General features: G+C 70.8%; 22 protein-coding genes. 12 read left to right on the top strand and 10 right to left on the bottom strand.

Features of this window, described 5'->3' with window-relative positions:
* Positions 1-105 precede the first annotated feature (105 nt).
* The 3 genes from ABEA30_RS14310 to ABEA30_RS14300 are packed head-to-tail and all read right to left on the bottom strand — an operon-like array spanning position 106 to position 2,095.
* Positions 106-912 carry a putative RNA methyltransferase gene (locus tag ABEA30_RS14310; protein WP_345584013.1) on the bottom strand — a complete coding sequence of 269 codons (807 nt, stop codon included), beginning with the start codon at positions 910-912 and terminating at the stop codon, positions 106-108.
* On the bottom strand, positions 909-1,781 hold the full coding sequence (locus ABEA30_RS14305; RefSeq protein ID WP_345584011.1) for an SURF1 family cytochrome oxidase biogenesis protein: 873 nt from the start codon (positions 1,779-1,781) through the stop codon (positions 909-911). Before ABEA30_RS14305 ends, ABEA30_RS14310 begins: the two co-directional genes overlap by 4 nt.
* On the bottom strand, positions 1,778-2,095 hold the full coding sequence (locus ABEA30_RS14300; RefSeq protein WP_345584009.1) for a DUF3099 domain-containing protein: 318 nt from the start codon (positions 2,093-2,095) through the stop codon (positions 1,778-1,780). The genes ABEA30_RS14305 and ABEA30_RS14300 overlap by 4 nt, the downstream gene beginning before the upstream one ends.
* Positions 2,096-2,173: 78 nt before the next feature.
* On the opposite strand from ABEA30_RS14300, the gene fabG reads away from it, so the two are divergent.
* The 6 genes from fabG to ABEA30_RS14270 all read left to right on the top strand — a co-directional run bounded on the left by fabG (position 2,174) and on the right by ABEA30_RS14270 (position 7,407).
* Positions 2,174-2,890, top strand: a complete 717-nt coding sequence (gene fabG, locus ABEA30_RS14295; RefSeq protein WP_345584007.1) for a 3-oxoacyl-ACP reductase FabG — start codon at positions 2,174-2,176, stop codon at positions 2,888-2,890.
* Between the two features lie 15 nt (positions 2,891-2,905).
* Positions 2,906-3,679: an enoyl-ACP reductase FabI gene (fabI, locus tag ABEA30_RS14290; RefSeq protein WP_345584005.1), complete on the top strand. Its 774-nt coding sequence runs from the start codon at positions 2,906-2,908 to the stop codon at positions 3,677-3,679.
* Between the two features lie 83 nt (positions 3,680-3,762).
* Positions 3,763-4,548 carry an ABC transporter ATP-binding protein gene (locus ABEA30_RS14285; RefSeq protein ID WP_345584003.1) on the top strand — a complete coding sequence of 262 codons (786 nt, stop codon included), beginning with the start codon at positions 3,763-3,765 and terminating at the stop codon, positions 4,546-4,548.
* Complete coding sequence (locus ABEA30_RS14280) at positions 4,545-5,021, top strand: NfeD family protein (protein WP_345584001.1); 477 nt, start codon at positions 4,545-4,547, stop codon at positions 5,019-5,021. Before ABEA30_RS14285 ends, ABEA30_RS14280 begins: the two co-directional genes overlap by 4 nt.
* A 17-nt stretch (positions 5,022-5,038) precedes the next feature.
* Complete coding sequence (locus ABEA30_RS14275; RefSeq protein WP_345583999.1) at positions 5,039-6,214, top strand: SPFH domain-containing protein; 1,176 nt, start codon at positions 5,039-5,041, stop codon at positions 6,212-6,214.
* Entirely contained in the window at positions 6,214-7,407 is a 1,194-nt protein-coding gene (locus ABEA30_RS14270; protein WP_345583997.1) for an amidohydrolase family protein, read from the top strand. Before ABEA30_RS14275 ends, ABEA30_RS14270 begins: the two co-directional genes overlap by 1 nt.
* 15 nt (positions 7,408-7,422) lie before the next feature.
* Here the strand turns inward: ABEA30_RS14270 and ABEA30_RS14265 are convergent, their stop codons facing one another.
* From ABEA30_RS14265 to ABEA30_RS14255, 3 genes are read right to left on the bottom strand one after another with little or no spacing between them, the layout of a single operon-like run.
* Positions 7,423-8,019 carry a pentapeptide repeat-containing protein gene (locus ABEA30_RS14265; protein WP_345583995.1) on the bottom strand — a complete coding sequence of 199 codons (597 nt, stop codon included), beginning with the start codon at positions 8,017-8,019 and terminating at the stop codon, positions 7,423-7,425.
* Complete coding sequence (locus ABEA30_RS14260; RefSeq protein WP_345583993.1) at positions 8,012-8,974, bottom strand: bile acid:sodium symporter family protein; 963 nt, start codon at positions 8,972-8,974, stop codon at positions 8,012-8,014. The genes ABEA30_RS14265 and ABEA30_RS14260 overlap by 8 nt, the downstream gene beginning before the upstream one ends.
* Complete coding sequence (locus ABEA30_RS14255; protein ID WP_345584066.1) at positions 8,971-10,689, bottom strand: chorismate-binding protein; 1,719 nt, start codon at positions 10,687-10,689, stop codon at positions 8,971-8,973. Before ABEA30_RS14255 ends, ABEA30_RS14260 begins: the two co-directional genes overlap by 4 nt.
* Positions 10,690-10,715: 26 nt before the next feature.
* On the opposite strand from ABEA30_RS14255, the gene ABEA30_RS14250 reads away from it, so the two are divergent.
* Complete coding sequence (locus ABEA30_RS14250; RefSeq protein WP_345583991.1) at positions 10,716-11,498, top strand: TrmH family RNA methyltransferase; 783 nt, start codon at positions 10,716-10,718, stop codon at positions 11,496-11,498.
* Between the two features lie 13 nt (positions 11,499-11,511).
* On the opposite strand, the gene ABEA30_RS14245 is transcribed toward ABEA30_RS14250, so the two are convergent.
* Positions 11,512-13,827, bottom strand: a complete 2,316-nt coding sequence (locus ABEA30_RS14245; protein ID WP_345583989.1) for a metallophosphoesterase family protein — start codon at positions 13,825-13,827, stop codon at positions 11,512-11,514.
* Positions 13,828-13,979: 152 nt separating this feature from the next.
* Here ABEA30_RS14245 and ABEA30_RS14240 point away from each other — a divergent pair, with 152 nt between their 5' ends.
* Both ABEA30_RS14240 and ABEA30_RS14235 read left to right on the top strand, forming a co-directional pair.
* Positions 13,980-14,459: a transporter substrate-binding domain-containing protein gene (locus ABEA30_RS14240; RefSeq protein WP_345583987.1), complete on the top strand. Its 480-nt coding sequence runs from the start codon at positions 13,980-13,982 to the stop codon at positions 14,457-14,459.
* On the top strand, positions 14,456-15,433 hold the full coding sequence (locus ABEA30_RS14235) for a cation diffusion facilitator family transporter (RefSeq protein WP_345583985.1): 978 nt from the start codon (positions 14,456-14,458) through the stop codon (positions 15,431-15,433). Before ABEA30_RS14240 ends, ABEA30_RS14235 begins: the two co-directional genes overlap by 4 nt.
* 2 nt (positions 15,434-15,435) lie before the next feature.
* Here ABEA30_RS14235 and def read toward each other — a convergent pair whose 3' ends face one another.
* Entirely contained in the window at positions 15,436-16,041 is a 606-nt protein-coding gene (def, locus tag ABEA30_RS14230; RefSeq protein WP_345583983.1) for a peptide deformylase, read from the bottom strand.
* Between the two features lie 88 nt (positions 16,042-16,129).
* Here def and ABEA30_RS14225 point away from each other — a divergent pair, with 88 nt between their 5' ends.
* Positions 16,130-17,035: a tyrosine recombinase XerC gene (locus tag ABEA30_RS14225; RefSeq protein WP_345583981.1), complete on the top strand. Its 906-nt coding sequence runs from the start codon at positions 16,130-16,132 to the stop codon at positions 17,033-17,035.
* A 24-nt stretch (positions 17,036-17,059) separates the two neighbouring features.
* Here ABEA30_RS14225 and ABEA30_RS14220 read toward each other — a convergent pair whose 3' ends face one another.
* Together ABEA30_RS14220 and ABEA30_RS14215 are read right to left on the bottom strand one after the other, a co-directional pair.
* Positions 17,060-18,727, bottom strand: a complete 1,668-nt coding sequence (locus ABEA30_RS14220) for an AMP-binding protein (RefSeq protein WP_345583979.1) — start codon at positions 18,725-18,727, stop codon at positions 17,060-17,062.
* 17 nt (positions 18,728-18,744) lie between these two features.
* Positions 18,745-19,647, bottom strand: coding sequence for a M23 family metallopeptidase (locus ABEA30_RS14215; protein ID WP_345583977.1), 903 nt, complete (start codon positions 19,645-19,647; stop codon positions 18,745-18,747).
* A 301-nt stretch (positions 19,648-19,948) separates the two neighbouring features.
* Between ABEA30_RS14215 and rpsB the strand changes: the two genes are divergently transcribed.
* Entirely contained in the window at positions 19,949-20,827 is an 879-nt protein-coding gene (gene rpsB / locus ABEA30_RS14210) for a 30S ribosomal protein S2 (RefSeq protein WP_345583975.1), read from the top strand.
* Between the two features lie 34 nt (positions 20,828-20,861).
* Positions 20,862-21,671 carry a translation elongation factor Ts gene (gene tsf / locus ABEA30_RS14205; protein WP_345583973.1) on the top strand — a complete coding sequence of 270 codons (810 nt, stop codon included), beginning with the start codon at positions 20,862-20,864 and terminating at the stop codon, positions 21,669-21,671.
* Positions 21,672-21,713 lie beyond the last annotated feature (42 nt).

The raw sequence follows: 21,713 nt of genomic DNA, 5'->3' as shown, positions 1-21,713 counted from the left end.
GACCCGTTGCTACGTGCGGGCGCAGTTGCGCTCGTCGTGGCGCGTGCCGGTGGAACTCATCCGGAAAAACCCCCAAGTACTTCTCTCTCTCTCTCTCTCGAGAGCCTATCCGACGTGCCGTGAACCCGGCTGGGTCAGACGCAGTACGGTCACCGCGACCGTGCAGGTGCCTCCGTCGACCTGCTCGGGCGCGGCGTGGAAGGCGTTGGGGCCCATGGCGATCAGGTCGCGGGCCTGCTCGGCAGAGAGGTCGACGGTGCGCTCCACCGCCGTGGCCGACACCGGCCAGCCCGGGAAGGCGGCGGCGACGGCCCCGGCCTTGTCGTCGGGGACGTCGAGCAGGCCGTGCCGGGCCCGGATCTCCTGCAGGTGCGAGGGGAGCGGCACCACGACGACGAGGCTGCCTCCCGGCGCCAGGACGCGGGAGAACTCGGCGGGGTTGCGCGGGGCGAACACGCACAGGAGGGCGTCGACGGCGTGCTCGGCGACGGGGAGGCCCGCCCAGGTGTCGGCAACCACCGAGGCGGCCCTCGGATGTGCCCGCGCGGCGCGCTTGGCCGCGGCAACCGAGACGTCGGTGGCCAGGCCGGCGGCCTGCGGCAGGGCGTCGAGGGCGCGTGCCAGGTAGAAGCCGGTGCCGGCGCCCACCTCGAGGATGCGGGTGGCGGTGGAGGCGGCAGCGGCCACGGCGTCGGCGACGGGGTCGAACAGCCCGGAGGCCAGCACCCGGGCGCGCGCATCGAGCATGGCAGGGGTGTCGGCGTTCTTCGGTGCAGTGTGGCCGAGCAGGTTCACGTACCCCTGCCGCGCCACGTCGAAGCTGTGCCCTGTTGCGCAATGCAGCGTGCCGCCCTCCCGGGACAGCGGGCTCGTGCAGTGCGGGCAGGCCAACCAGTTGAACGGGTCCGTCATCGGGTCCGCTCGTCGGCGCGGGGGGTTTCGACACCGCTCGCAGGGCTCGCGGGCTCAACCAGCGTGCTGGCAGGGCTCGCGGGCTCAACCAGCGTGCTGGCAGGGCTCGCGGGCTCAACCAGCGGGCTCGCGGGCGCAACCGGCCGGCGACGCGCCTTCCGGCGCTCGCGGACGTCGCCGCGGATCAGGACCACGAGGCCGATGACGCCGATGACGGTGAAGGCGAACCACTGCAGCGCGTAGGAGAAGTGGTTGCCCTCGTCCAGCGCGGGGGGCCCGAGCGGCGTGAGGCCGCCGTCGTCGGCGGGGGACGACTCGATCAGCGACACGTACCCGTCAATGAGGTCCAGCCCCGTCGCGCGGCCCAGCACGTCGGAGTTGATGAGGCGCAGTTGGCCGTCGTGCGGGGTCATGGCGTTCTCGTCGCCGCGCTGGTTGCGCTGCACGAACCCGGTGACCTCGACGGTGCCGGTGGGCAACGCGGGCAGCTCCGCGGCGGGGGCAGCACCTTGCCGGGGCGCGAAGCCGCGGTTGACCAGCAGGTGGTGCCCCTGTTCGGTCTCCAGCACGGCGAGGAACTCCGAGCCGTAGGCCCCGTCGAGCGAGCGGTAGCGCACCTGGTACTGCTGCGGCAGGTACCGGCCCGTGGCCGTGACGCGGAACCACTGGTCGTCGTCACCGATCTCCCCGGTCATCACCTCGGTGTAGGGCCGCACCGCCTCCGATTCGTGCGCCACGACGGTGGCGTTGCGCTCGCGGCGCTGGTCGAGGCGGTCGAGTTGCCAGCGGCCCAGCTGCACGAAGGTGAAGGCCAGCAGAACACCGATGACGGCGATCGCGACGTAGCGCAGGACCTGCTTCCGGGTCACGAATCGTCCTCCTCGAGCGTGCCCTGCACCACGTCGCCGGTGGTGAGTGCACGGGGGTCGACGGCCGGATCGTGCGGGGCGGCCGGCGGCGGATGGTGGTCGACCTGGTTGGCCAACAGCACTGCCGCCAGGGCGAGCACACAGGCCAGGGCGAGCGTGACGACCTTCCACCAGCCCGGCACGACGAGGAACGCGACGAACAGCGCGGTGCGCACGCCCATCGTGATGAGGTAGCGCTTCTGCCGCTCCTCCAGGTCGAGGCTGCGACTGCGGCCGGCGCTGGTGATCAGCGCTGCGTCGTTCGTCCTGGCCATGGGGTTCAGTCTAGTCGTCGTCTCGACACCGGCTGCAGTGCTCGCAGGCGCAACTCACGTTCGGGTAAGTTGCTCTCCGTGGTTGAAGAACAGGGACGCGTAGTACTGATCACCGGTGGCTCCAAGGGCATCGGCCGGGCGATGGCCGAGGCCTTCCGCGACGCCGGGTACCGCGTCGCCGCGACGTACCGCTCCGGCGGGGTGCCTGACGGCGTGCTGGGCGTCACGTGCGACATCACCGACCAGGGCCAGGTCGACCAGGCGTTCGACCAGGTCGAGGCCGAGCTCGGCCCCGTGGAGGTCGTCGTCGCCAACGCCGGCGTCACCAAGGACACGCTGCTCATGCGCATGTCCGACGACGACTGGAACGCCGTCATCGACACCAACCTCACCGGCACCTTCCGCGTCGTGCGCCGCGCCTCGAAGAAGATGACTCGGGCCCGCTTCGGCCGCGTGATCCTCATCTCGTCGGTGGTCGCCCTGCTCGGCTCGCCCGGCCAGATCAACTACTCGTCGTCGAAGGCGGCGCTGGTGGGCATGGCCCGCAGCCTCACCCGTGAGCTCGGCACCCGCAACATCACCGCCAACGTGGTCGCGCCCGGGTTCATCGAGACCGACATGACCGCGGTGCTGGGGGACGACCTCATCGCCGACTACAACAAGCGCATCCCCGCGGGCCGCCTCGGCAGCGTCGACGACGTGGCGCGGGCCGCGCTGTTCCTCGCCTCCGACGGCGCGGGTTACATCTCCGGAGCCGTGCTGCCCGTCGACGGCGGCCTCGGCATGGGCCACTGAGGAAGGACGACAACCATGGGTCTGCTCGAAGGAAAGAACATCCTGGTCACCGGCGTGACCATGCGCACCTCCATCGCGTACGCGGTGGTCGACATCGCCCAGCGCGAGGGTGCCAACGTCGTGGTGTCGGCGGCCGGCCGCGCCGTCGCGCCGGCACAGCGCGCCATCGGCAAGCTCGACACGGTCCCGCCGCTGATCGAGGTCGACATCACCAACCGCGAGCACCTCGACGCGCTGCCCAGCATGCTGGGGGAGCACTTCGACGGCGGACTGGACGGCATCGTGCACTCCATCGCCTACGCCGACCCCGAGAAGGCGCTCGGCGGGGCGTTCCTCAGCACCGACTGGGACACCGTCGGCAACGCGATGCACATCTCGGCGTACTCGCTGCAGTCGCTCACGATGGCCGCCAAGCCCATGCTCAACCGCGGCGCCGGCGTCGTCGGCCTCACGTTCGACGCGCGCTACTCCTGGCCGGCCTACGACTGGATGGGCGTGGCGAAGGCCGCGCTGGAGTCGACGTCGCGCTACCTGGCCCGCTACCTCGGCCCGGACGGCATCAGGGTGAACCTGGTGGCCGCCGGCCCCGTCGACACGGTGGCGAAGAAGGCCATCCCCGGCGCCTCGTCGTTCAACGACATCTGGGCCGAGCGCGCCCCGCTGTCGTGGGACGCCTCGGATGCCGTGCCGTCGGCCAAGGCCGTCGTGGCGCTGCTCAGCGACTGGTTCCCCGCAACGACGGGCGAGATGGTGCACGTCGACGGCGGCCTGCACTCGACGGGAGCCTGACGGCCCCATCGTCGTGAGACGGCCCGCGCGCGCTCGGACGTGCCACGCTCAGTGACCCCGCGCGAGCCGGTAGGGTTGTGGCCATGGCAACGGTGGCAGAACTGGCAGGCGTGACGATCAAGCGCGGCAACAACGTGCTCCTTGACCGCATCTCGCTGATCATCCATGAGGATGAGCGCTGGGTGGTCGTCGGCCCCAACGGCGCCGGCAAGACCACGCTGCTGCAGGTGCTCTCCGCGCAGATGTATCCCAGCGACGGCGTCGTCGGGCTGCTCGGTGAGGTCGTCGGCGCCGTCGACGTGTTCGAGCTGCGGCCCCGCATCGGCCTGACTTCGCTGGCGCTGGCCGAGCGCATCCCGCCGCGGGAGAAGGTGCGCGACGTCGTGCTGTCGGCTGCCTACGGCGTGATCGGGCGTTGGCGCGAGGAGTACGACGTCTACGACGAGGCCCGGGCAGACGACCTCCTCGGCTCGCTGCGCGTCGACCGGCTGTCGTCGCGCACGTTCGGCACCCTCAGTGAGGGGGAGCGCAAGCGCGTCCAGATCGCCCGTGCGCTGATGACGGACCCGGAGATGCTGCTGCTCGACGAGCCCGCCAGCGGCCTCGACATCGCCGGGCGGGAGGCGCTGGTGGACACGCTGTCCGAGATCTGCCTCGACGAGGACTCGCCGGCCACCGTACTGGTCACCCACCACCTGGAGGAGATCCCCGAGGGCATCACGCACGCGCTGCTGCTGCGGCAGGGCCTCGTCGTCGCCGCCGGGCCGGTCGAGACCACCCTCACCGACGAGAACCTCAGCGCCACGTTCGACATGCCGCTGGCCGTCAGCCACCGCGACGGCCGCTGGGGCGCCCGGAGCCGACGATGAACGACCTCATGGACTGGTTCCGCGACAACCTCTGGGCCGGCTGGGGCCTGCTCGCGATGGCGCTGGCGGCCGCGGAACTGCTCACGCTCGACCTGACCCTGCTGATGCTGGCGGCTGGAGCGCTCACCGGCGGCGTGGTGGCCCTGGTCCTCCCCGGCCTCGTCTGGCTCCAGATCACGGTGGCGCTGATCACCGCCGTCGCCACCCTGTTCCTGCTGCGCCCCACGCTGCTGGCCAAGGTCCGCGCCTCCAAGGGCTACCGCTCGAGCCTCGACAGCATCGTCGGCTCCAAGGGCCGGGCCACCGCCATGATCACCGGCCACTCCGGCGAGGTGAAGGTCGAGGGGCAGGTCTGGGAGGCCCGCTCCTTCGACCCGACGATCACCATCGAGGAGGGCGAGGAGATCGAGGTCTTCTCCCTCGACGGCGTCACCCTCAGCGTCTATCCCACCAACCGCCCACTCACCCAGTAACAAGTCAAGGAAACGCGATGCCTGATCCGTCACTGTTCATCCTCATCGGCGCGGCGGTGGTCGTCGTGCTGCTCCTGGCCGCCACCCTGAAAATCATCCGCCAGCAGCAGGTGGCCCTCGTCGAGCGGCTGGGCAAGTTCCGCAAGGCGCTGGAGCCGGGGCCGCACCTCGTCGTGCCGTTCTTCGACCAGATCCGCTACACGCTCGACATGCGTGAACAGGTGGTGCCGTTCCCGCCGCAGGGCGTGATCACGGAGGACAACCTGATGGTGTCGATCGACTCGGTCATCTACTTCCAGATCGTCGACCCCGTGCGTGCGGCGTACGAGGCGCAGAACTATCGCGCCGCCATCGAGCAACTCACCATGACCACGCTGCGCAACATCATCGGTGGCATGGACCTCGAGGCCGCGCTGACTTCGCGCGAGGAGATCAACCAGCGGCTGCGTGCCGTTCTCGACGAGGCCACCGGCAAGTGGGGCATCAAGGTCAACCGCGTGGAGCTGCGCGCCATCGAGCCGCCGCCCACCATCCGTGACGCGATGGAGAAGGGCGCCCGGGCCGAGCGCGACAAGCGGGCCCAGATCCTGCTGGCCGAGGGCCAGCGCCAGTCCCAGATCCTGTCCGCCGGCGGCGACCGCGAGGCCGCCATCCTCCGCGCCCAAGGCGACCGGGAGGCACAGGTGCTGCGGGCCCAGGCGGACCGGCAGGCCGCCATGCTGCGCGCCGAGGGCGAGGCACAGGCCATCACCAGCGTCTTCGAGGCCATCCACGCCGGCCAGCCCGACCAGGCGCTGCTGGCGTACCAGTACATGCAGATGCTGCCGAAGCTCGCCAACGGCGACGCCAACAAGATGTGGATCGTGCCCAGCGAACTCAACGACGCGCTGAAGGGCCTGGGCCAGATCGCCGGCGGCGAGGCGCAGGACGTGCGCGAGTACGTCTCGAAGGCCACCAGCCACTTCCAGCGCCCCGAGAAGGTCGACGTGCACGCCGAGATCGAGGAGCAGGCCGCGAAGGACCGCAAGCGCTCCGACGAGACCGTGGAGAAGGCCATCGCCGACGCCAAGGCGCTGGAGCAGAACAAGCTGGCGAAGCGGCAGGCCGGGAGGCCCGAGCTGCCGCAGTCGCCTGAGCCGGTGGCAGACGAGAGCCTCCCGCTGGGCGATCCCCAGGAGATGGAGCAGCCCTGATGCGACACATCACCGCCCTGCGCAACGTGCGGGTGCGCGGCGAGGGCCTCGCGACTCGTGCGGTGGACCTCATCTTCGACGGTGGGCTGATCACCGCCGTCGAACCCGCGGCAGACCTCGACGCACCCGGCGCCGAGGAGGTCGACGGCCACGGCCTGCTGGCGATGCCGACGGTGGTCAACGCGCACGCTCACGTCGACAAGTCCTGGTTGGGCCTCGAGTGGCAGTCCTACGGCGGCGAGGGTGGCACCGACGGGCGCATCCGGCACGAGCGGGCCCGCCGCGACGAGTTGGGCATCCCCAGCGTCGAACGCACCCGCGAGGTGCTGCAGGCGTTCGTCGAGTACGGCACCACCGCGCTGCGCACGCACGTCGACGTCGACCTCGGCGTCGGGCTGCGTGGCATCGAGGCGGTCCGCGAGGCGGTGGCCGAATGGGAGGGCGCGCTCCACGCGGAGATCGTCGCGTTCCCGCAGGACGGCGTGCTGCGCCGAGACGGCGTCGCTGACCTCTTGCGGCAGGCGGTGCGGGCGGGCGCCGAGCACGTGGGCGGGCTGGACCCGGCCGGCATCGACCGCGACCCCGTCGGGCAGGTCGACGTGCTGCTGGGCATCGCCGCCGACGAGGGGTGCGGCATCGACATGCACCTCCACGACAGCGCTGAGTTGGGTGCCTTCCAGATGGACCTGGTCATCGAGCGCGCCGACCGGCTCGGCCTGCACGGCAGGATGAACTTCGCACACGGCTTCGCGATCGCCCAGGTGGGGGAGTCCCGCCGCCGCGACCTGCTCCAGGCCATGGGCGAACTGGGCATGACGTTCACCACCGTCGCGCCGCTGCGGCTGCCGCAGCTGCCACTGCATGAGTTCGACGATGCCGGGGTGCCGTTCGCCTTCGGCACCGACGGCATCCGGGACCTGTGGTCGCCCTACGGCACCGGCGACACCCTCGGGATCGCCTGGCAGTACGCCCGGTCGGCGTCCATCGTCCGCGACGAGGACCTCCAACGGGTCATGGACCTGGCCACCCGAAGCGCCGCTCGGTTCGTCGGCCGCGAGGTGCACGACCTGGTGGTCGGCGCGCCGGCTGATGTCGTGCTGGTGGACGCCGAGCACGAGATGGACGCGCTGGTGCGCGTGCCGCGCCGGGAACTGGTGGTGGGCGCGGGGCGCATCCTGCACACCGCCGGCTGACCTGGGGCGGTCGGGTCAGTCGAACTGCACGCCGAACTGGCGCAGGAGGGCGAGCGCGTCGTCGTCCGGCGTCAGGCGCAGCCCCTTGGTGCGGCACGTGCCCAAGTCGATGTGGTAGCCGTGGCTGCCCTTCAGGTTCGCGTCGCGCAGGTCGGCGTCGGCGAAGCGGGCGCCCGTGAGGTCGCAGTCGGTGAACCGGCTGCGGCCCAGCTTGCACGAGGTGAAGTCGACGTCGGCCAGCGAGCACCGCTCGAACACCCAGCGCTCGGCGGTGGCCAGCTGGAAGCTGCCGAGGTCGAGCTTGCATTCGGTGAAGTACGGCTGGCCCAAGCCTGACGGGCCGAGCTTGCCCCAGGCGACGCCGACGAACTTGCTGCGCTCGAAGGTGCAGGACACGAACGAGGTGTTGGTCAGGTCCGCCAGGGACAGGTCGCAGTCGACGAACCGGCACTCGGTGAAGCTCGCGCCGAACAGCCGCCCCTGGTGCATGGACGCGCCGGTGAACGTGCAGCCGTCGAACTCCATGGCCTTCAGCGCCGTGCTGCCGAGCGCCCCGGTGAGGGTCTCCTCGACGAATACCTCGTCGTCGCCGAGAGCTGCGAGGTCACGCATGGTCGCGGCCCTCCGCGAGGCGGTTGGCCAGGACGGAGCTGACGAGCAGCTGCACCTGGTGGTAGAGCATCAGCGGGATCACGATGACGCCGACGGTGGTGGCGGGGAACAGCACCATGGCCATCGGCACGCCGGTGGCTAGGGACTTCTTCGTGCCGCAGAACATCACCGCGATGCTGTCGGGCCGGTTGAAGCCCAGCCAGTGGGGCAGCCGCCACGTGAACCAGAACGTGAAGGCCAACAGCGCCATGGTCACCGGCACCACCCAGGCGACGTCCACCCAGTCGAGCGTGCGCCACACGCCCGAGGCCCGCAGGTCCGAGAACGCGCCGTAGACGATGAGCACGATCACGCCCTGGTCCACGTACTTGAGGCCCTTGCGGTGGCGGCCCATGAACCCGGCGGTGAAGAAGCGGGACAACTGGCCCAGCACGAACGGCAGCAGCAACTGGATCATGACGTCGTAGATCTGTTGCATCCCGATCGACCCGCCGCCCGAGGACCGGATGAACAGCATGGTCAGCAGCGGCGTGAGCACCACGCCCAGCACGTTGGAGGCGGTCGCGGAGACCATGGCCGCCGGGATGTTGCCACCGGCCAGCGAGGTGAAGGCGATCGACGACTGCACCGTCGAGGGCACCAGGCACAGGAAGAGCAGGCCGATCCTGATCGACTCCGACATCCAGCCCTCCGGCACGCCGAGGAGCGGCAACGCCAACAGCGGGTACATCACGAACGTGATGGCCAGGATCGTCAGGTGCAGCTTCCAGTGCCGCACGCCGGCGAGCGTCTCCTCCGTCGAGAGGCGGGCGCCGTAGCCGAAGAACAGCAGGAAGATGGCCACCTTCGTCACGACGTCGAGCACCTCTGCGGCCCCGCCGTCCAGGGGCAGCAGCAGGCCGAGAGCCAGGCTGCCCAGGATGGCGATCATCGTCAGGTCGAGCTTCAACTTCATCGGGTGGTCTCCAGGGTGGCTTCGAGGACGCCCCGCAGGGCGTTGGTCACGACGATGCGGCTGGCACCGCGCAGTTTCTCGACGGTGAACTCCTCCTCGTCGACCCGTTCGGCGCCCAGCAGCGCGGGCTCGGCCAGGACCGCCGCGCGCTGCACGCCGTCGAGGATGCCCAGGTGCAGCGGGGGAGTGACCCACCGGCCGTCGAGCAGCGCGAACACGCTGGTGCGGGCCCCCTCCAGGACGCGGCCCGAGGCGTCGTGGCCGATGGCGTCGAAGGCCCCCTCTGCCGCTGCCTCCTGGGCCGCGCGGTCGAAGTGCGCGCGGTCGGTGGTCTTGTGGCGGGCCAGCGCCGACGGATCCCATGGCTCGCCCGCCAGGATGAGCCGGACCGGCTCACGGGTGGGCTCCAGCTCCGCCCGGGTGACGTCGACGGTGCCGTCCGGCGCCACGTCGATGCCGAGCCGCCAGCTCCCGCTGCCGGGCACGTCCCGCACGGCGCGCTCCACCACGCCGTCCACGGGCGGGAAGCCCAGTGCCGCCGCCGAGCGTGACAGGCGCGCCTGGTGGCGCTCGGAGAGCGGGGCCACGCCGTCGACCACGCGGATGGCCTCCCGCAGGTGGACGGTGGGGCCGAGCCCGCTGGCGAAGGCGGCCTTCGCCCCGCATTCCGCCCATTCGGCCGCTGCGGTGCTGTCGGCGACGACGCCCGAACCGATGCCCAACCGGGCGGTGTCGCCGTCGACCTCCAGGGTGCGGATGGCGATGCTGAGCGTCATGCGCCAGCCCAGCGGGCCGTCGTCGGGCTCGATGACGCCGAGGCTGCCGGTGTAGAGGCCGCGGCGGTCGCGCTCGAGGGAGCGGATGAGGCGCATCGAGGCGATCTTGGGGGCACCGGTGATCGAGCCGCAGGGGAACGTGGCGGCCAGCAGCTGTCCGGGCGTGGTGCCGCGCGCCAGCTCCGCCCGCACGGTACTGGTCATCTGCCACAGCCGGCCCACCCGCTCGACCTCGAAGAGCTTGGGCACGTCGACGCTGCCCGGCACGGCCACCCGGCTGAGGTCGTTGCGCAGCAGGTCGACGATCATCAGGTTCTCGGCCCGGTTCTTCGGGTCCTGGCTGAGGGCCAGCGGGTCGTGGGTGACGGGGGCGGTGCCCTTCATCGGCTTGGTCACCGCGAACCCGTCGTCGACGGCGAGGAACAGCTCGGGGGACAGGCTGAGGGTCCACGGCGCGGCCGGGGCCGGCAGGTACGCCAGCAGGCCGTAGGCGACGGGCTGGCGGCGCCGTAGTCGGCGGTACACGGCGCGCGGGTCGCCGACCACGCGCGACAGCACGCGGTGGGTGTGGTTGACCTGGTAGGTCTCCCCGGCGGCGATGGCCTCCCGGACCGCGTCGATGCGCTCAGCGAAGCTCGCCGGGTCCAGGTCGTGGCGCACGTCCGTGAGCCAGCCGTGGGTGTCCGGGAGGAAGTCGTCGGGGTCGACGACGATGCGCTCCCGGAACCAGAACAGCGCGCCCGGCGCGGCGGGGGCGATCCCCAGTTCCGCCTCTCCCAGGTCGTAGGGCAGCCAGGCGAAGGCGTGCAGCCCGGCGGCCCAGCCGGCGTCGAGGACGTCGTCGATGGTGCCCAGCGTCACCGTGTCGACCGCTGCGAGGCCCGTCAGCAGCCGCGCACGCCCGGCATGGGCGTCATCGAGCAGCACGAACGGGTCCATGATGAGCAAGGCTATAGCCTTGGCCGGTGATCATCGACGTGAGCGACCCCGCAGACCCGCGCCTCGCCGACTTCGTCGGCCTGAGGGACGCGCAGCTGCGGCGCTCCGAGGATCGCTTCATCGCCGAGGGCCTCAAGATCATCGAACGCGCGTTCGCCGCAGGCGCCCCACCTCGGTCCCTCCTGCTGCAGCCCCGCTGGCTCGACGGCGTGCTGCCGCTGCTGACCCGGTTTCCCGACGTCCCCGTCTACGTCGGCACCGAGGCGATGATCGAGGAGGTCAGCGGCTTCCACGTCCACCGCGGGGCGCTCGGCTCGTTCGACCGCCCCGCTGAGGCGACGTGGGAGGCCCTGCTGGGCGCGCGCCGGCTGCTCGTCTGCGAGGAGATCGTCGACCACGCCAACATCGGCGCGATCATGCGGGTCGCGGCCGGCCTGGGCTGGGACGGCGTGCTCGTCTCGCCGGGCAGCGCCGACCCGCTCTACCGCCGGGCGATCAAGTCCTCCATGGGGGCCTCGCTCGAACTGCCGTGGCGCCGCATGGGGGGCGCCGCGGACCTTGCGCGGCTCCGGGAGGCCGGCTTCACCGTCGTGGCCTCGACCATCTCGCCCCGCGCCGTGGACGTGGACGCCTTCGAGGCGCCGGAGAAGGTCGCGCTGCTCCTGGGGACGGAGGGCGCGGGCCTGAGCCGGGAATGGCTCGCCGCAGCAGGGGCCCACGTGCGCATCCCGATGACCGACCGGGTCGATTCGCTCAACGTGGCCACTGCTGCGGCGATCCTCGCCCACAGCCTCCGCCAGCGGGGCTGACGGGAGGCTCGGGCTACTGGTTCGGCTGGAACATCACGATGTTGTTGAAGACGAACTCGTCGTCCTGCGAGAAGACGTAGCCACCGGCCGGCCTGGGCGTGGCCGTGTAGATCGTCGCCTCGGCGTAGGTGCGGCAGCCGTCACCGCCGGTGGCGGGGGTGTCGCACTCGGTGCGCCACCGACGACCGTCGGTCTCCGCGGTCCACTCGCCGGCGTTGGCCAGGGGGTTGGCACCCCACGCCGCGCGGGTCATGGACGGCAGGTACGTCAGGTTGTTGAACGCCCAGCCGGTGCGGCGTACGAAGGCCCCACCCTCGATGGCGACGGTGGTCGCGAGGATCTCGGTGCGGCAACGCTCAGTCTGGGAGTACGGCTCGCAGGTGGTGCGCCACTGACGGCCGTTGAGCGCGTGCTCGCCGGCCAGGGTGTACGGGGCGGAGCGGACGAACTGCCCCGGCTTGGCGGGTGCTGCGCCGGGCTGCTCCGGCTCCTCGGCGGCGGGCACGTCGACCTCGAACGAGATGACGTCGTCGTAGACGCGTCGCTCCACGCGCTGGAGCTGGTACTCCGAGTCGAACACGGGGAACAGGTACACCGGGGTGCCGGTGACCTGCGCCTTGCCGCCGCCGAGGTTGACGACCTCGATGAGCAGGTGGCCGTAGTGCAGGCCGCCGTCGACGAGCTGCGGCACGCCGTTGGCGTCGCTCTCCCACGTCTCGGGCGCGTTGCGGATGGCGCTCCACTGCGTGTGGGTGTTGAAGGACACGGGCACGAGGTTGCCCTCGTCGTCGCGCTTCATCAGCTCACCGCGCAGGCCGTCGGCAGCCACGCCGATGTCGTAGGAGTGGAAGCCCTTCCCGTCGCCGTCCTCGTCGACCCACGAGCGCTCGAACATCTCGTCGTGGCCGGACAGCACCATCGAGACCCCGTACTCCTCGAACATCGGGGTGTACTGGCGCATGGCGACGCCCGACTGGTTGTCGGCGGGGGTGAAGTTCGGCGGCACGCCATGGACGCCGATCGAGTAGGCGGCGTGGTGGAACTGCACGATGATGATCTGCCCCTTGGCGCGCGCGTCGGCCAGTTGTTCCTCGGCCCAGGCCCACTGCCGGGACGCGGGGTCGAAGTTCGGCAGGTCGACGTCGGCCTCCGTCGAGCCGGGGAACAGGCTGAGGTAGCCGTCGACGTAGGACTCGTAGGTGAACTCCCCTTGGGTGTCGGTCGACATGGTCTCGGCGTTCAGGCCGCGGTCGTCGCCGGTGAACGGCTGGCCCGACAGCGTGCCGGTCCTCGTGTTCTCGTCGGGGCGGCCGTTGGTGGAATCGAGCGTGAGCACGGTGACCGGGCCGTGGTCGGTGCGGTAGTAGGAGCCCTTCGCCGCCGGATCCTCCGGGTTGCCGGGCTGGTCGAAGTACTGCAGGTAGCGGTTGCGGGAGATGACCGCGGGGGTGCGGTCGGCGTCGGAGCCGTAACCGCCGTTGAGCGCGGCGTAGGTCTCCCAGTTGCCCAGCGCCGTCAGCAGTGGCGTGCGGCCGGCGATGGTGCCGTGCTCGCCCGCGACGTAGCCGAAGAACTCGTCCCAGGCGGGCTGGTAGCCCGAGCCCTGGGTGAGGTCGCCGGCGATGATGAACAGGTCGGGGTCGTACTTGGCGATCTCGGCCAGGTTGTACTGCATGGCCTGGTCCTGGTTGAGGGGGTAGCGCAGCGTGAACTCGCCGTAGCGCGTGGTGGAGCCGAACTTCTGGTGCCACAGTGAGCCCTCACCCGGGCGTTCCTCCGAGCCGTCGGTGTAGCGGTTGGTGAAGCTCTGCTCCCACTCGCGGTGCTCGACCCGGCCGTAGGGCTCGGTCTCGCTGTCCGAGAACGCCGCGATGGTGATCTTGTCCCACGCGTCGGCGGTCGGCGCCGTGCGGAAGCTCTGGGCGTGCTCGCGACCGTCCTGGACGACGGTGTAGTCGTACTTGGCGCCCGGCTGCAGGCCGGTGACCGTGACGGAGTGCTTGTAGTTGCTGTTGGACTTCAGCCACGAACCCTTCGCCAGGCCGGGGATCTCCTGGTCGAGTTCCCTCTGGCTGTACTCCATCAGTGGGAGGTACACCGGCGTGCTGGTGTGCTGGGCGGCGTCGACGCCGGGGCCGGTGACCGTCAGCGTGCCGGGGGTGTCGAGTTCGCTGATCCAGTTGAACGTCATGGTCGTGGCGGCGGGTGCCTGCAGGTAGGGGAGCACGCGGAAGCCGGGTTCCGGGGCGCGGGTGTCGGCCTGCGCGGGGACTGCGGTCCCCACGGCGAGCAGGCCGGCGATGGCCAGGGCAGCCATGGTCTTGTTCACCTCTGGTCCTTTCGGTACGGGAGTCGGGCTCGAACCTAGGCACCGCGGGTGAACTGCAGGCCAACCCCACGTCAATGGGGCGTGAACCTCCTCAGCTGGCCCAACCCCTGGGGTATGTCCGGCGAACCCGTGGGGCTGGCAGACTCACCGGCATGAACGTGGTTCTCAGACTGGTTTCGGCAGGGCTGGTGGTGCTCGTGGCCGGCTGCAGCGAGCCGGAGTACCCGCGCGACCCCGAGGACACGCTGGTGCGTGCCATCGACGGTGGGCTCACCGTCGGCGTGTCGGCCCACCCGCCGCACGTCGAGGTCTCCGACGAAGGCGAGGTCACCGGGCCCGAGGCCGACATCGTCACCGGTTGGGCCGAGTCGATCGGGGCCGAGGTCGAATGGGTCGAGGGCGCGGAGAGCGAACTCATGGAGAAGATCAAGCTCGGCGAGCTGGACATGGTCGTCGGAGGGTTGGCCGCCACGGTGCCGTGGACCACGCACGCGGCGCTCACGCGGCCCTACGGCACCACGACCGGTCCTGACGGCAAGCAGGTCAAGCTCGTCCTCGCCACCCGCATGGGCGAGAACGCGCTGCTGTCGAGCGTGGAGCGGTACTTCATCGAGGAAGGCCTCAAGCCGTGAGGGGCCGGGGCTACTCCGCGCTGCCGCCCGAGAAGTCGGAGGCGCTGCACAAGGCCGTCCGCCTGCAGTGGGTCTCGCTGGTCGTGATGTCGGTGCTCATCACCGCCGTCGGCCTGGTGGCCGGCCAGTCGCAGGCGATGCGCACCGCCTTCATCGAGGACCTGCTGGCGCAGCTGCCGCCCATCGCGTTCCTCATCGGGGTGTGGCGCGCGAGCAAGAGCCGCTCGGCCAAGCACCCCTACGGCCACCACCGCGCGATGTCGGCCGGGCACCTGGTGGCCGCCGTCGCGTTGCTGGTGTTCGGACTCTCGTTGCTCTACAACGGCGTCAGTGCCCTCGTGCTGGTGGAGAAGCCCCCGGTGGGCGTCATGACGCTGGGTGGGTACACGTTCTGGTCGGGCTGGGCGATGATGGCCGTGATGCTGATGACCGTGGCCCCGGCCATGATCCTCGGCCGCATGAAGATGAAGCTGGCCGAGGAACTGCACGACCAGTTGCTGTCGGCCGACGCCGACATGCTGAAGGCCGACTGGTCCACCGCCGTGGCGACGGTCGCGGGCGTCGCCGGCATCGGCATGGGCTGGTGGTGGGCGGACTCGGCGGCGGCCATCCTCGTGTCGGCCAGCATCGTCAAGGACGGCGTGACCAACCTGCGGGGGGCCATGAACGCACTGCTGGACGCGCGGGCCACTCCCATCGCGTCACAGGAGGCACACCCCGTCATCCACGCGATGCGCTCGACGGCCCTGGCCCAGCCGTGGGTCGACGAGGCGGCCGTGCGGGTGCGTGACATGGGGCACGTCTTCCACTCGGAGGTCTTCGTGGTGCCCCGGCGGGAGAACCACCCGGGCCTCCTAGAACTCGATGCGCTGCGCGAGCAGCTGCGGGCCGCCGACTGGAAGGCACTCGACACCGTCGTGGTGCTCTGCTCCGAGCTGCCCGACCGGATCGACGACGGCCCCTCCGGGGGCTGAGCTCAGTCCTCTTCCTGCGGGGTGGGGGCGGCGGAACGCTTCGGCGACACGGGCCAGTCGTCGGGGTAGCGCCACGCGAGTTCTTCGACCTTCTTGTCGAGCTGGCGCCGAGCCCTGGCGGAGAGGCGGTCGCCGAAGACCGTGCCGCCCAGGTGGTCGGTCTCGTGCTGCAGGCAGCGGGCCAGCAGCCCGGTGCCCTTGACGGTGATCTCGTTGCCGTAGGCGTCCTGGCCGGTGCAGGTGGCCAGATCTGGGCGGGCGACGCTCTGGTAGCCGCCGGGGTAGGACAGGCAGCCCTCCTCGGCCGCGTCCAGGTTGCGGTCCTTGCCCTCGGGCAGGGTCACGACGGGGTTGCAGACCACGCCGCGCTGGATGCGGTCATCGGCATCGGGGCACTCGTAGACGAACACCGACACTCCGACGCCCACCTGAGTGGCGGCCAGGCCCACACCCTCTGCGGCACGCATGGTTGCCCACATGTTGCGGATCAACCCGTGCAGTTCCTCGCCGAACTCGGTCACGGGTTCGGTCTGCGCGTGCATCACCGGCGTTCCCCAACGGGTGATGGGCAGGACCTTGCCGCCCTGGGTGAGATCGGCCTCAGCCATGGTGCTCCTTCGGATCGGGTTCGACGCACAAGTATGCCGCACGGGGTGTCGCTGCCGCGCGCCTGCTTCTTCGGGGAGGATGGCAGGCATGGAACTTCCCCAGGGCTGGCTGGCGCTGCTGGAGGACTACGCCGCGCACCTCGCCGCGGAGCGCGGTCTGAGCGCCCACACCGTGCGCGCCTACGGCACCGACCTGAGGGAGCTCGCCGCGTCCTGCGGCATCGCGCCGGGACGGGTCACGCTGTCGACGCTGCGTTCCTGGCTGGGGGCCATGCGCGACGAGGGTGCCGCCGCCTCGACGGTGCAGCGGCGGGTGGCGTGCGTGCGCGGCTTCTTCGCATGGGCGGCGCGTGAGGGACTCGTCGCGTCGGACCCGGCCGTGCGGCTCAAGGCACCCAAGCGCCAACGGCGGCTGCCGAAGGTGCTGCCCGCTGGCGCGGTGGCGGAGACGCTTGCCGCAGCCGAGTCCCGGGCGGGGGAGGAGGGCGACCCCATCGCGCTGCGCGACCTCGCGCTGGTCGAGGTGCTGTACTCCAGCGGGCTGCGGGTCTCCGAGGCGTGCTCGCTGCAGTTGCGCGACGTCGACCGCGACCGGCGCTCGGTGAGCGTGCTCGGCAAGGGCGGCAAGCAACGCACCGTGCCGCTCGGCGTGCCCGCGCTGAGGGCGTTGGAGGACTGGCTGCGGGTGCGGGGCGCGGTGAGCACGCCGTCGAGCCCGGACACGGTGTTCCTGGGCGCCCGCGGCGGGGCGCTCGACCCGCGGGTGGCCCGCCGCGTCGTGCACGACGCGACCGCCGCAGCCGGCCCCGGTGCCGAGACCAGCCCGCACGGGCTGCGCCACGCCATGGCCACGCACCTGCTGGAGGGCGGCGCGGACCTGCGCAGCGTGCAGGAGATGCTGGGCCATGCCTCGGTGGCCACCACGCAGGTCTACACGCACGTCACCTCGGAACGCCTGCGCGAGGCCTTCCGGCAGGCCCATCCCAGGGCCTGAACCGCCGCCCGGCGCGCCGGGCCGTCAGAGGAGCGGGGCGATCTGCTCGCGGACCTTGCCGCGCAGCACCTTCCCGATCATCGAGGTGGGCAGTTCGTCGACCACCACCACACGGCGGGGCACCTTGTAGCCGGACAGGCGCTCCTTCGCCCACGCCCGGACCTCGGCCTCGTCGAGTGGTGCGTTGGCGACCACGGCAGCGGTGACCTGCTCGTCACCGCGGTCCTGCCTGATGCCCACCACGGCCACGTCCTCGATCGCCGGGTGCTCACGCAGCACCCGCTCGACCTCGCTCGGCGACACGTTGAAGCCGCCCGTGATGATGATCTCCTTGAGCCGGTCGACGATCGTGGCGAACCCGTCCTCGTCCAACGTCACGACGTCGCCGGTGCGCAGCCAGCCGTCTGGCGTCTTGGCCTCGGCGGTGGCCTCGGGCCTGTTCCAGTAGCCCTGGAACACCTGCGGCCCCTTGATCCACAGTTCGCCGGGTTCGCCCACGCCGACGTCGCGGCCGTCCTCGTCCACCACGCGTCGCAGCGTCGAGGGGAACGGGATGCCGATCGTGCCGGTCTTGCGGGTCTCGTTGAAGGGGTTGCCCATGGCGATGGGTGCACACTCCGTGAGGCCGTAGCCCTCCACCAGCAGCCCGCCGGAGACAGATTCCCACAGGGCCACGGTCTCGTCGGGCAACGTCATGGCGCCCGAGATGCACCACTTCGCCCCGGACAGGTCGATGCCCTTCTCCTTGGCGCCCCTGGCGGTCTTCTCGTAGATGGGCGGCACGGCACAGTAGATCGACGGCGGGTTCTTCCGCATCTCCGCCAGCGCCATGTCGACGTCCGGGCGGGGGAACAGCACCTGGCGGGCCTGCTTGTAGACGCCGAACGTGACGTAGAGGACCATCCCGAAGGCGTGGAACATCGGCAGCATCGCGTAGCTGACCTCGCGCCCGGTCTGGGCCCCGTGCATCCAGGCCACCCCCATGAGCGCGTTGGCGTACATGTTGAGGTGCGTCAGCATCACGCCCTTCGGCACGCCGGTGGTGCCTGAGGTGTACTGGATGGCGCCCAGGTCGTCGACGGTGGGGCGCGGGTGTGTCGGGTCCAGCTTCGGCCCGGCCAGCAGCTGCTTCCAGGTCACGTCCCCGGTGGCGCCGTCGGTGAGTTGTGCGCGCTTGGCCCGCAGGGCCGGCATCGGCAGCCCCAGGAGGAGCCGCTTGGCGGTGGGGAACTCGTCGAGCAGGTTGACCGTGACGACGGTGGGCGCGGTGGACAGGGTGCGCAGCTTCGGCAGCAGCCTGTCGAGCGCGATGGCCACCTTCGCGCCGTGGTCGACGAAGACCTCCTCGAGTTCGCGCTCCGTCGAGAGCGGGTTGTGCTCGCACACCACCGCGCCCAGCCGCAGGACGGCGTAGAACGCCACCAGGTGCTGCGGGCAGTTCGGCAGCAGGATGGCCACGCGGTCGCCGGCACCCACCCCGAGGCGTCGCAGCCCCTCCGCGGCGTGCTCGATGCGCTCACCCAACTGGCGGTAGGTCATCCGGCCGCCGAAGAACTCGGTGGCCACCTTGTCACCCGCCTCGCGGCAGGATCGTTCGCACATGTCGGTGAGCGACTCGGTGGGCAGTTCGATGTGGGCAGGTACGCCCGGCTGGTAGAAACGGACCCAATCGGGCAGGAGCTGCTGCGTCATGGTGCCCACGGTAGCGGTCAGGAGCCCTCCAGGAGGGTGAGGGGGTCAAGGAGCCGCCCGCCCTGCCAGGCCATCCAGTGGAGGTGGCACCCGGTGGAGAGCCCGCTGGAGCCCACGACGCCGACGACCTGGCCTGCGCTGAGCCGTTGCCCGACGCTCACGCCGACCCGGGGGAGGTGGGCGTAGGCGGTCACCAGGCCACCGCCGTGGTCCACGATCACCCGGTACCCGTAGCCGCCGTGGTACCCCGCCGACGTCACGGTGCCACCCCGCGGGAGGGTGACGGGGGTGCCGCAGGCCGCGCCGAAGTCGACGCCGTCGTGCAGCTTGTACACGCCCGTCACGGGGTGTCGGCGCATCCCGTAGCGGGAGGTCACCTGGCCGGCGACCGGTGGGCCGCCCAGCCGGCCCGCCGCCGGCGCGGCGCCGATCGACGGCGGGCTGAGCGGTACCGAGCCGCGCGGGAGCAGCCGCACCACCGGGACCGCCATGAAGGCGGTGGGATCGGCGTAGCGTTCACCGTCGGTCAGGCCCCAGTGCAGGCAGGGCCCCGCGTCGCAGTGTCCGGCCACGAGGCTGCCGATCCGCTCGCCCGCCCCCACGAGGTCACCCGTGCCCACCGCGGCGCGGACGGGTTGGTAGGTGGTGCGCCAGCCGTTGCCGTGGTCGACCGAGACCGTGGGGCGCCCGGCGACGGACCCGGCGAAGCGGACGGTGCCCGCCGCAGCCGCCAGGACCGCCGCGCCGTCGCCGCCGGCCAGGTCGACCCCGCGGTGGCCGGCGGCGTAGCGGCCCACGTCGTCGAAGCCGCGCAGCACGCGGCCCTCCACCGGGGCGGTGAGGATGAGGTCGTCGGCCAGCGCCGTGGGGGATGGCACGGCGAGGAGCAGGGAGAGGATGAGGGCAGCTACGGTTCGCACGCCAACACTGTGGCCACCCGACGCCACGGATCACCACGGGTTGCGGGGGCTGTGGACAACCACGCCTGTTTGGCACCGGGCCACGCCGCTGGCTAACATTGGCCCCGCAACCCTCATGGGTTGACATCGCATGCGCTGAGCGGGGAAACCGCCGGTGGTCGCGTGGTCCTCCGTCGCAGACGGGGGTGCGGGCACCGGGCGCATCAGGACAAGGCCTCCCCGGAGGTCACCTCAACCACCCGTGGGCCCCGCGCCCACCAGATTCAGGTGGGGCAGCGCCCTGCCGCAGAAAGGTACGACCATGGCAGTCGTCACTACCCGTCAGTTGCTCGAGTCGGGCGTTCACTTCGGTCACCAGACCCGTCGTTGGAACCCCAAGATGAAGCGGTTCATCTTCACCGAGCGCAACGGCATCTACATCATCGACCTCCAGCTGTCGCTGAGCTACATCGACAAGGCGTACAAGTTCGTCAAGTCCACCGTCGCCCGCGGCGGCCAGGTGCTGTTCGTCGGCACCAAGAAGCAGGCCCAGGAGGCCATCGCCGAGCAGGCCACCCGCGTCGGCATGCCGTTCGTCAACCAGCGTTGGCTCGGCGGCATGCTGACCAACTTCGGCACCGTCTCGAAGCGCATCTCGCGCCTCAAGGAGCTCGAGGGCATGGACCTGACCGACACCGTCGGCTCGGGCCTCACCAAGAAGGAGCTCCTGCAGCTCGACCGCGAGCGCACCAAGCTCGACAAGACCCTCGGCGGCATCCGTGACATGGTCCGCACCCCGCAGGCCGTGTGGATCGTCGACACCAAGAAGGAGCACCTCGCCGTCGACGAGGCCCGCAAGCTGAACATCCCGATCGTCGGCATCCTCGACACCAACTGTGACCCCGACGAGGTCGACTACGCCGTCCCCGGCAACGACGACGCGATCCGCTCCGTCGCCCTGCTGACCCGCATCATCGCCGACGCCGTCGCCGAGGGCCTCATCGAGCGCTCCTCCGGCCGTTCCGGCGAGGGTGAGACCGAGGCCGAGCCCATGCCCGACTGGGAGCGCGAGCTCCTCGGGGCCGAGCAGGCCGAGGCCCCGGCTGCCGACGAGGCTGCCGCCGACGCCGCTCCTGTCGCGGAAGAGGCCGCCGAGGAGGCCACCCCGGCCGCCGAGGCCGACACCACCGACGCCAACTGATTCCAATCGATCGAGTAGACGGGAAACCCCACACATGGCAATCACTGCCGCTGATGTGAAGAAGCTCCGCGACGCCACGGGCGCGGGCATGATGGACGCGAAGAAGGCCCTCACCGAGACTGACGGCGACTTCGAGAAGGCCGTCGAGGCCCTCCGCATCCACGGCCTCGCCAAGCAGGCCAAGCGTGCTGACCGCGAAGCCACCAACGGCATCGTCGCCGGCCGCGACGGCGCACTGATCCAGTTCGCCGCCGAGACCGACTTCGTCGCCAAGAACGCCGAGTTCGTCGAGCTGGCAGACCAGATCCTCGACGCCGTCATCAAGACCGGTGCCACCGACGTGGAGGCCGCCAACGCCGCCGAGCTCGCCTCGGGCGCGAAGGTCGCCGACGCCGTCCAGGAGCTGGGCGCCAAGATCGGCGAGAACATCTCGCTGGCCAACGTCGCGCAGTACTCCGGTGACAGCCACGTCTACCTCCACCGTCGCGCCGCTGACCTGCCCCCGCAGGTCGGCGTGCTCGTCGAGTACACCGGTGACAAGGCACTGGCCCACCAGGCGGCACTGCAGGTCGCCGCGATGAACCCCCGTTGGGCTTCGCGCGACGAGGTGCCGGCAGACCTGGTCGAGAACGAGCGCCGCATCGCCGAGGCGACCGCGCGCGAGGAGGGCAAGCCCGAGGGTGCCCTGCCGAAGATCGTCGAAGGCCGTGTCAACGGCTTCTTCAAGGACGTCGTCCTCGTCGACCAGGCCGCCGTGTGGGAGGACAAGAAGTCCGTGGGCGCCGCGCTGCAGGAGGGCAACACCACCATCGTGCGTTTCGCCCGCTTCGCAGTGGGTGCCTGAGCGCACCTGCCTGCCCCCAGTGAAGTAGAGTTACGTGCGCCG

Origin of the sequence: Tessaracoccus lubricantis (genome assembly GCF_039544535.1) — a bacterium.
Lineage (GTDB): Bacteria > Actinomycetota > Actinomycetes > Propionibacteriales > Propionibacteriaceae > Arachnia > Arachnia lubricantis.
Note: the sequence above shows the minus strand (reverse complement) of the source record. Positions and strands in the feature narration are given on the sequence as shown.

What these genes read in the sequence shown, in the direction of transcription:
- ABEA30_RS14310 (WP_345584013.1), bottom strand. Translation starts at nt 912, where the DNA reads ATGACGGACCCGTTCAACTGGTTGGCCTGCCCGCACTGCACGAGCCCG.
- ABEA30_RS14300 (WP_345584009.1), bottom strand. Translation starts at nt 2,095, where the DNA reads ATGGCCAGGACGAACGACGCAGCGCTGATCACCAGCGCCGGCCGCAGT.
- fabI (WP_345584005.1), top strand. Translation starts at nt 2,906, where the DNA reads ATGGGTCTGCTCGAAGGAAAGAACATCCTGGTCACCGGCGTGACCATG.
- ABEA30_RS14285 (WP_345584003.1), top strand. Translation starts at nt 3,763, where the DNA reads ATGGCAACGGTGGCAGAACTGGCAGGCGTGACGATCAAGCGCGGCAAC.
- ABEA30_RS14280 (WP_345584001.1), top strand. Translation starts at nt 4,545, where the DNA reads ATGAACGACCTCATGGACTGGTTCCGCGACAACCTCTGGGCCGGCTGG.
- ABEA30_RS14275 (WP_345583999.1), top strand. Translation starts at nt 5,039, where the DNA reads ATGCCTGATCCGTCACTGTTCATCCTCATCGGCGCGGCGGTGGTCGTC.
- ABEA30_RS14270 (WP_345583997.1), top strand. Translation starts at nt 6,214, where the DNA reads ATGCGACACATCACCGCCCTGCGCAACGTGCGGGTGCGCGGCGAGGGC.
- ABEA30_RS14265 (WP_345583995.1), bottom strand. Translation starts at nt 8,019, where the DNA reads ATGCGTGACCTCGCAGCTCTCGGCGACGACGAGGTATTCGTCGAGGAG.
- ABEA30_RS14260 (WP_345583993.1), bottom strand. Translation starts at nt 8,974, where the DNA reads ATGAAGTTGAAGCTCGACCTGACGATGATCGCCATCCTGGGCAGCCTG.
- ABEA30_RS14255 (WP_345584066.1), bottom strand. Translation starts at nt 10,689, where the DNA reads ATGGACCCGTTCGTGCTGCTCGATGACGCCCATGCCGGGCGTGCGCGG.
- ABEA30_RS14240 (WP_345583987.1), top strand. Translation starts at nt 13,980, where the DNA reads ATGAACGTGGTTCTCAGACTGGTTTCGGCAGGGCTGGTGGTGCTCGTG.
- def (WP_345583983.1), bottom strand. Translation starts at nt 16,041, where the DNA reads ATGGCTGAGGCCGATCTCACCCAGGGCGGCAAGGTCCTGCCCATCACC.
- ABEA30_RS14225 (WP_345583981.1), top strand. Translation starts at nt 16,130, where the DNA reads ATGGAACTTCCCCAGGGCTGGCTGGCGCTGCTGGAGGACTACGCCGCG.
- ABEA30_RS14220 (WP_345583979.1), bottom strand. Translation starts at nt 18,727, where the DNA reads ATGACGCAGCAGCTCCTGCCCGATTGGGTCCGTTTCTACCAGCCGGGC.
- rpsB (WP_345583975.1), top strand. Translation starts at nt 19,949, where the DNA reads ATGGCAGTCGTCACTACCCGTCAGTTGCTCGAGTCGGGCGTTCACTTC.
- tsf (WP_345583973.1), top strand. Translation starts at nt 20,862, where the DNA reads ATGGCAATCACTGCCGCTGATGTGAAGAAGCTCCGCGACGCCACGGGC.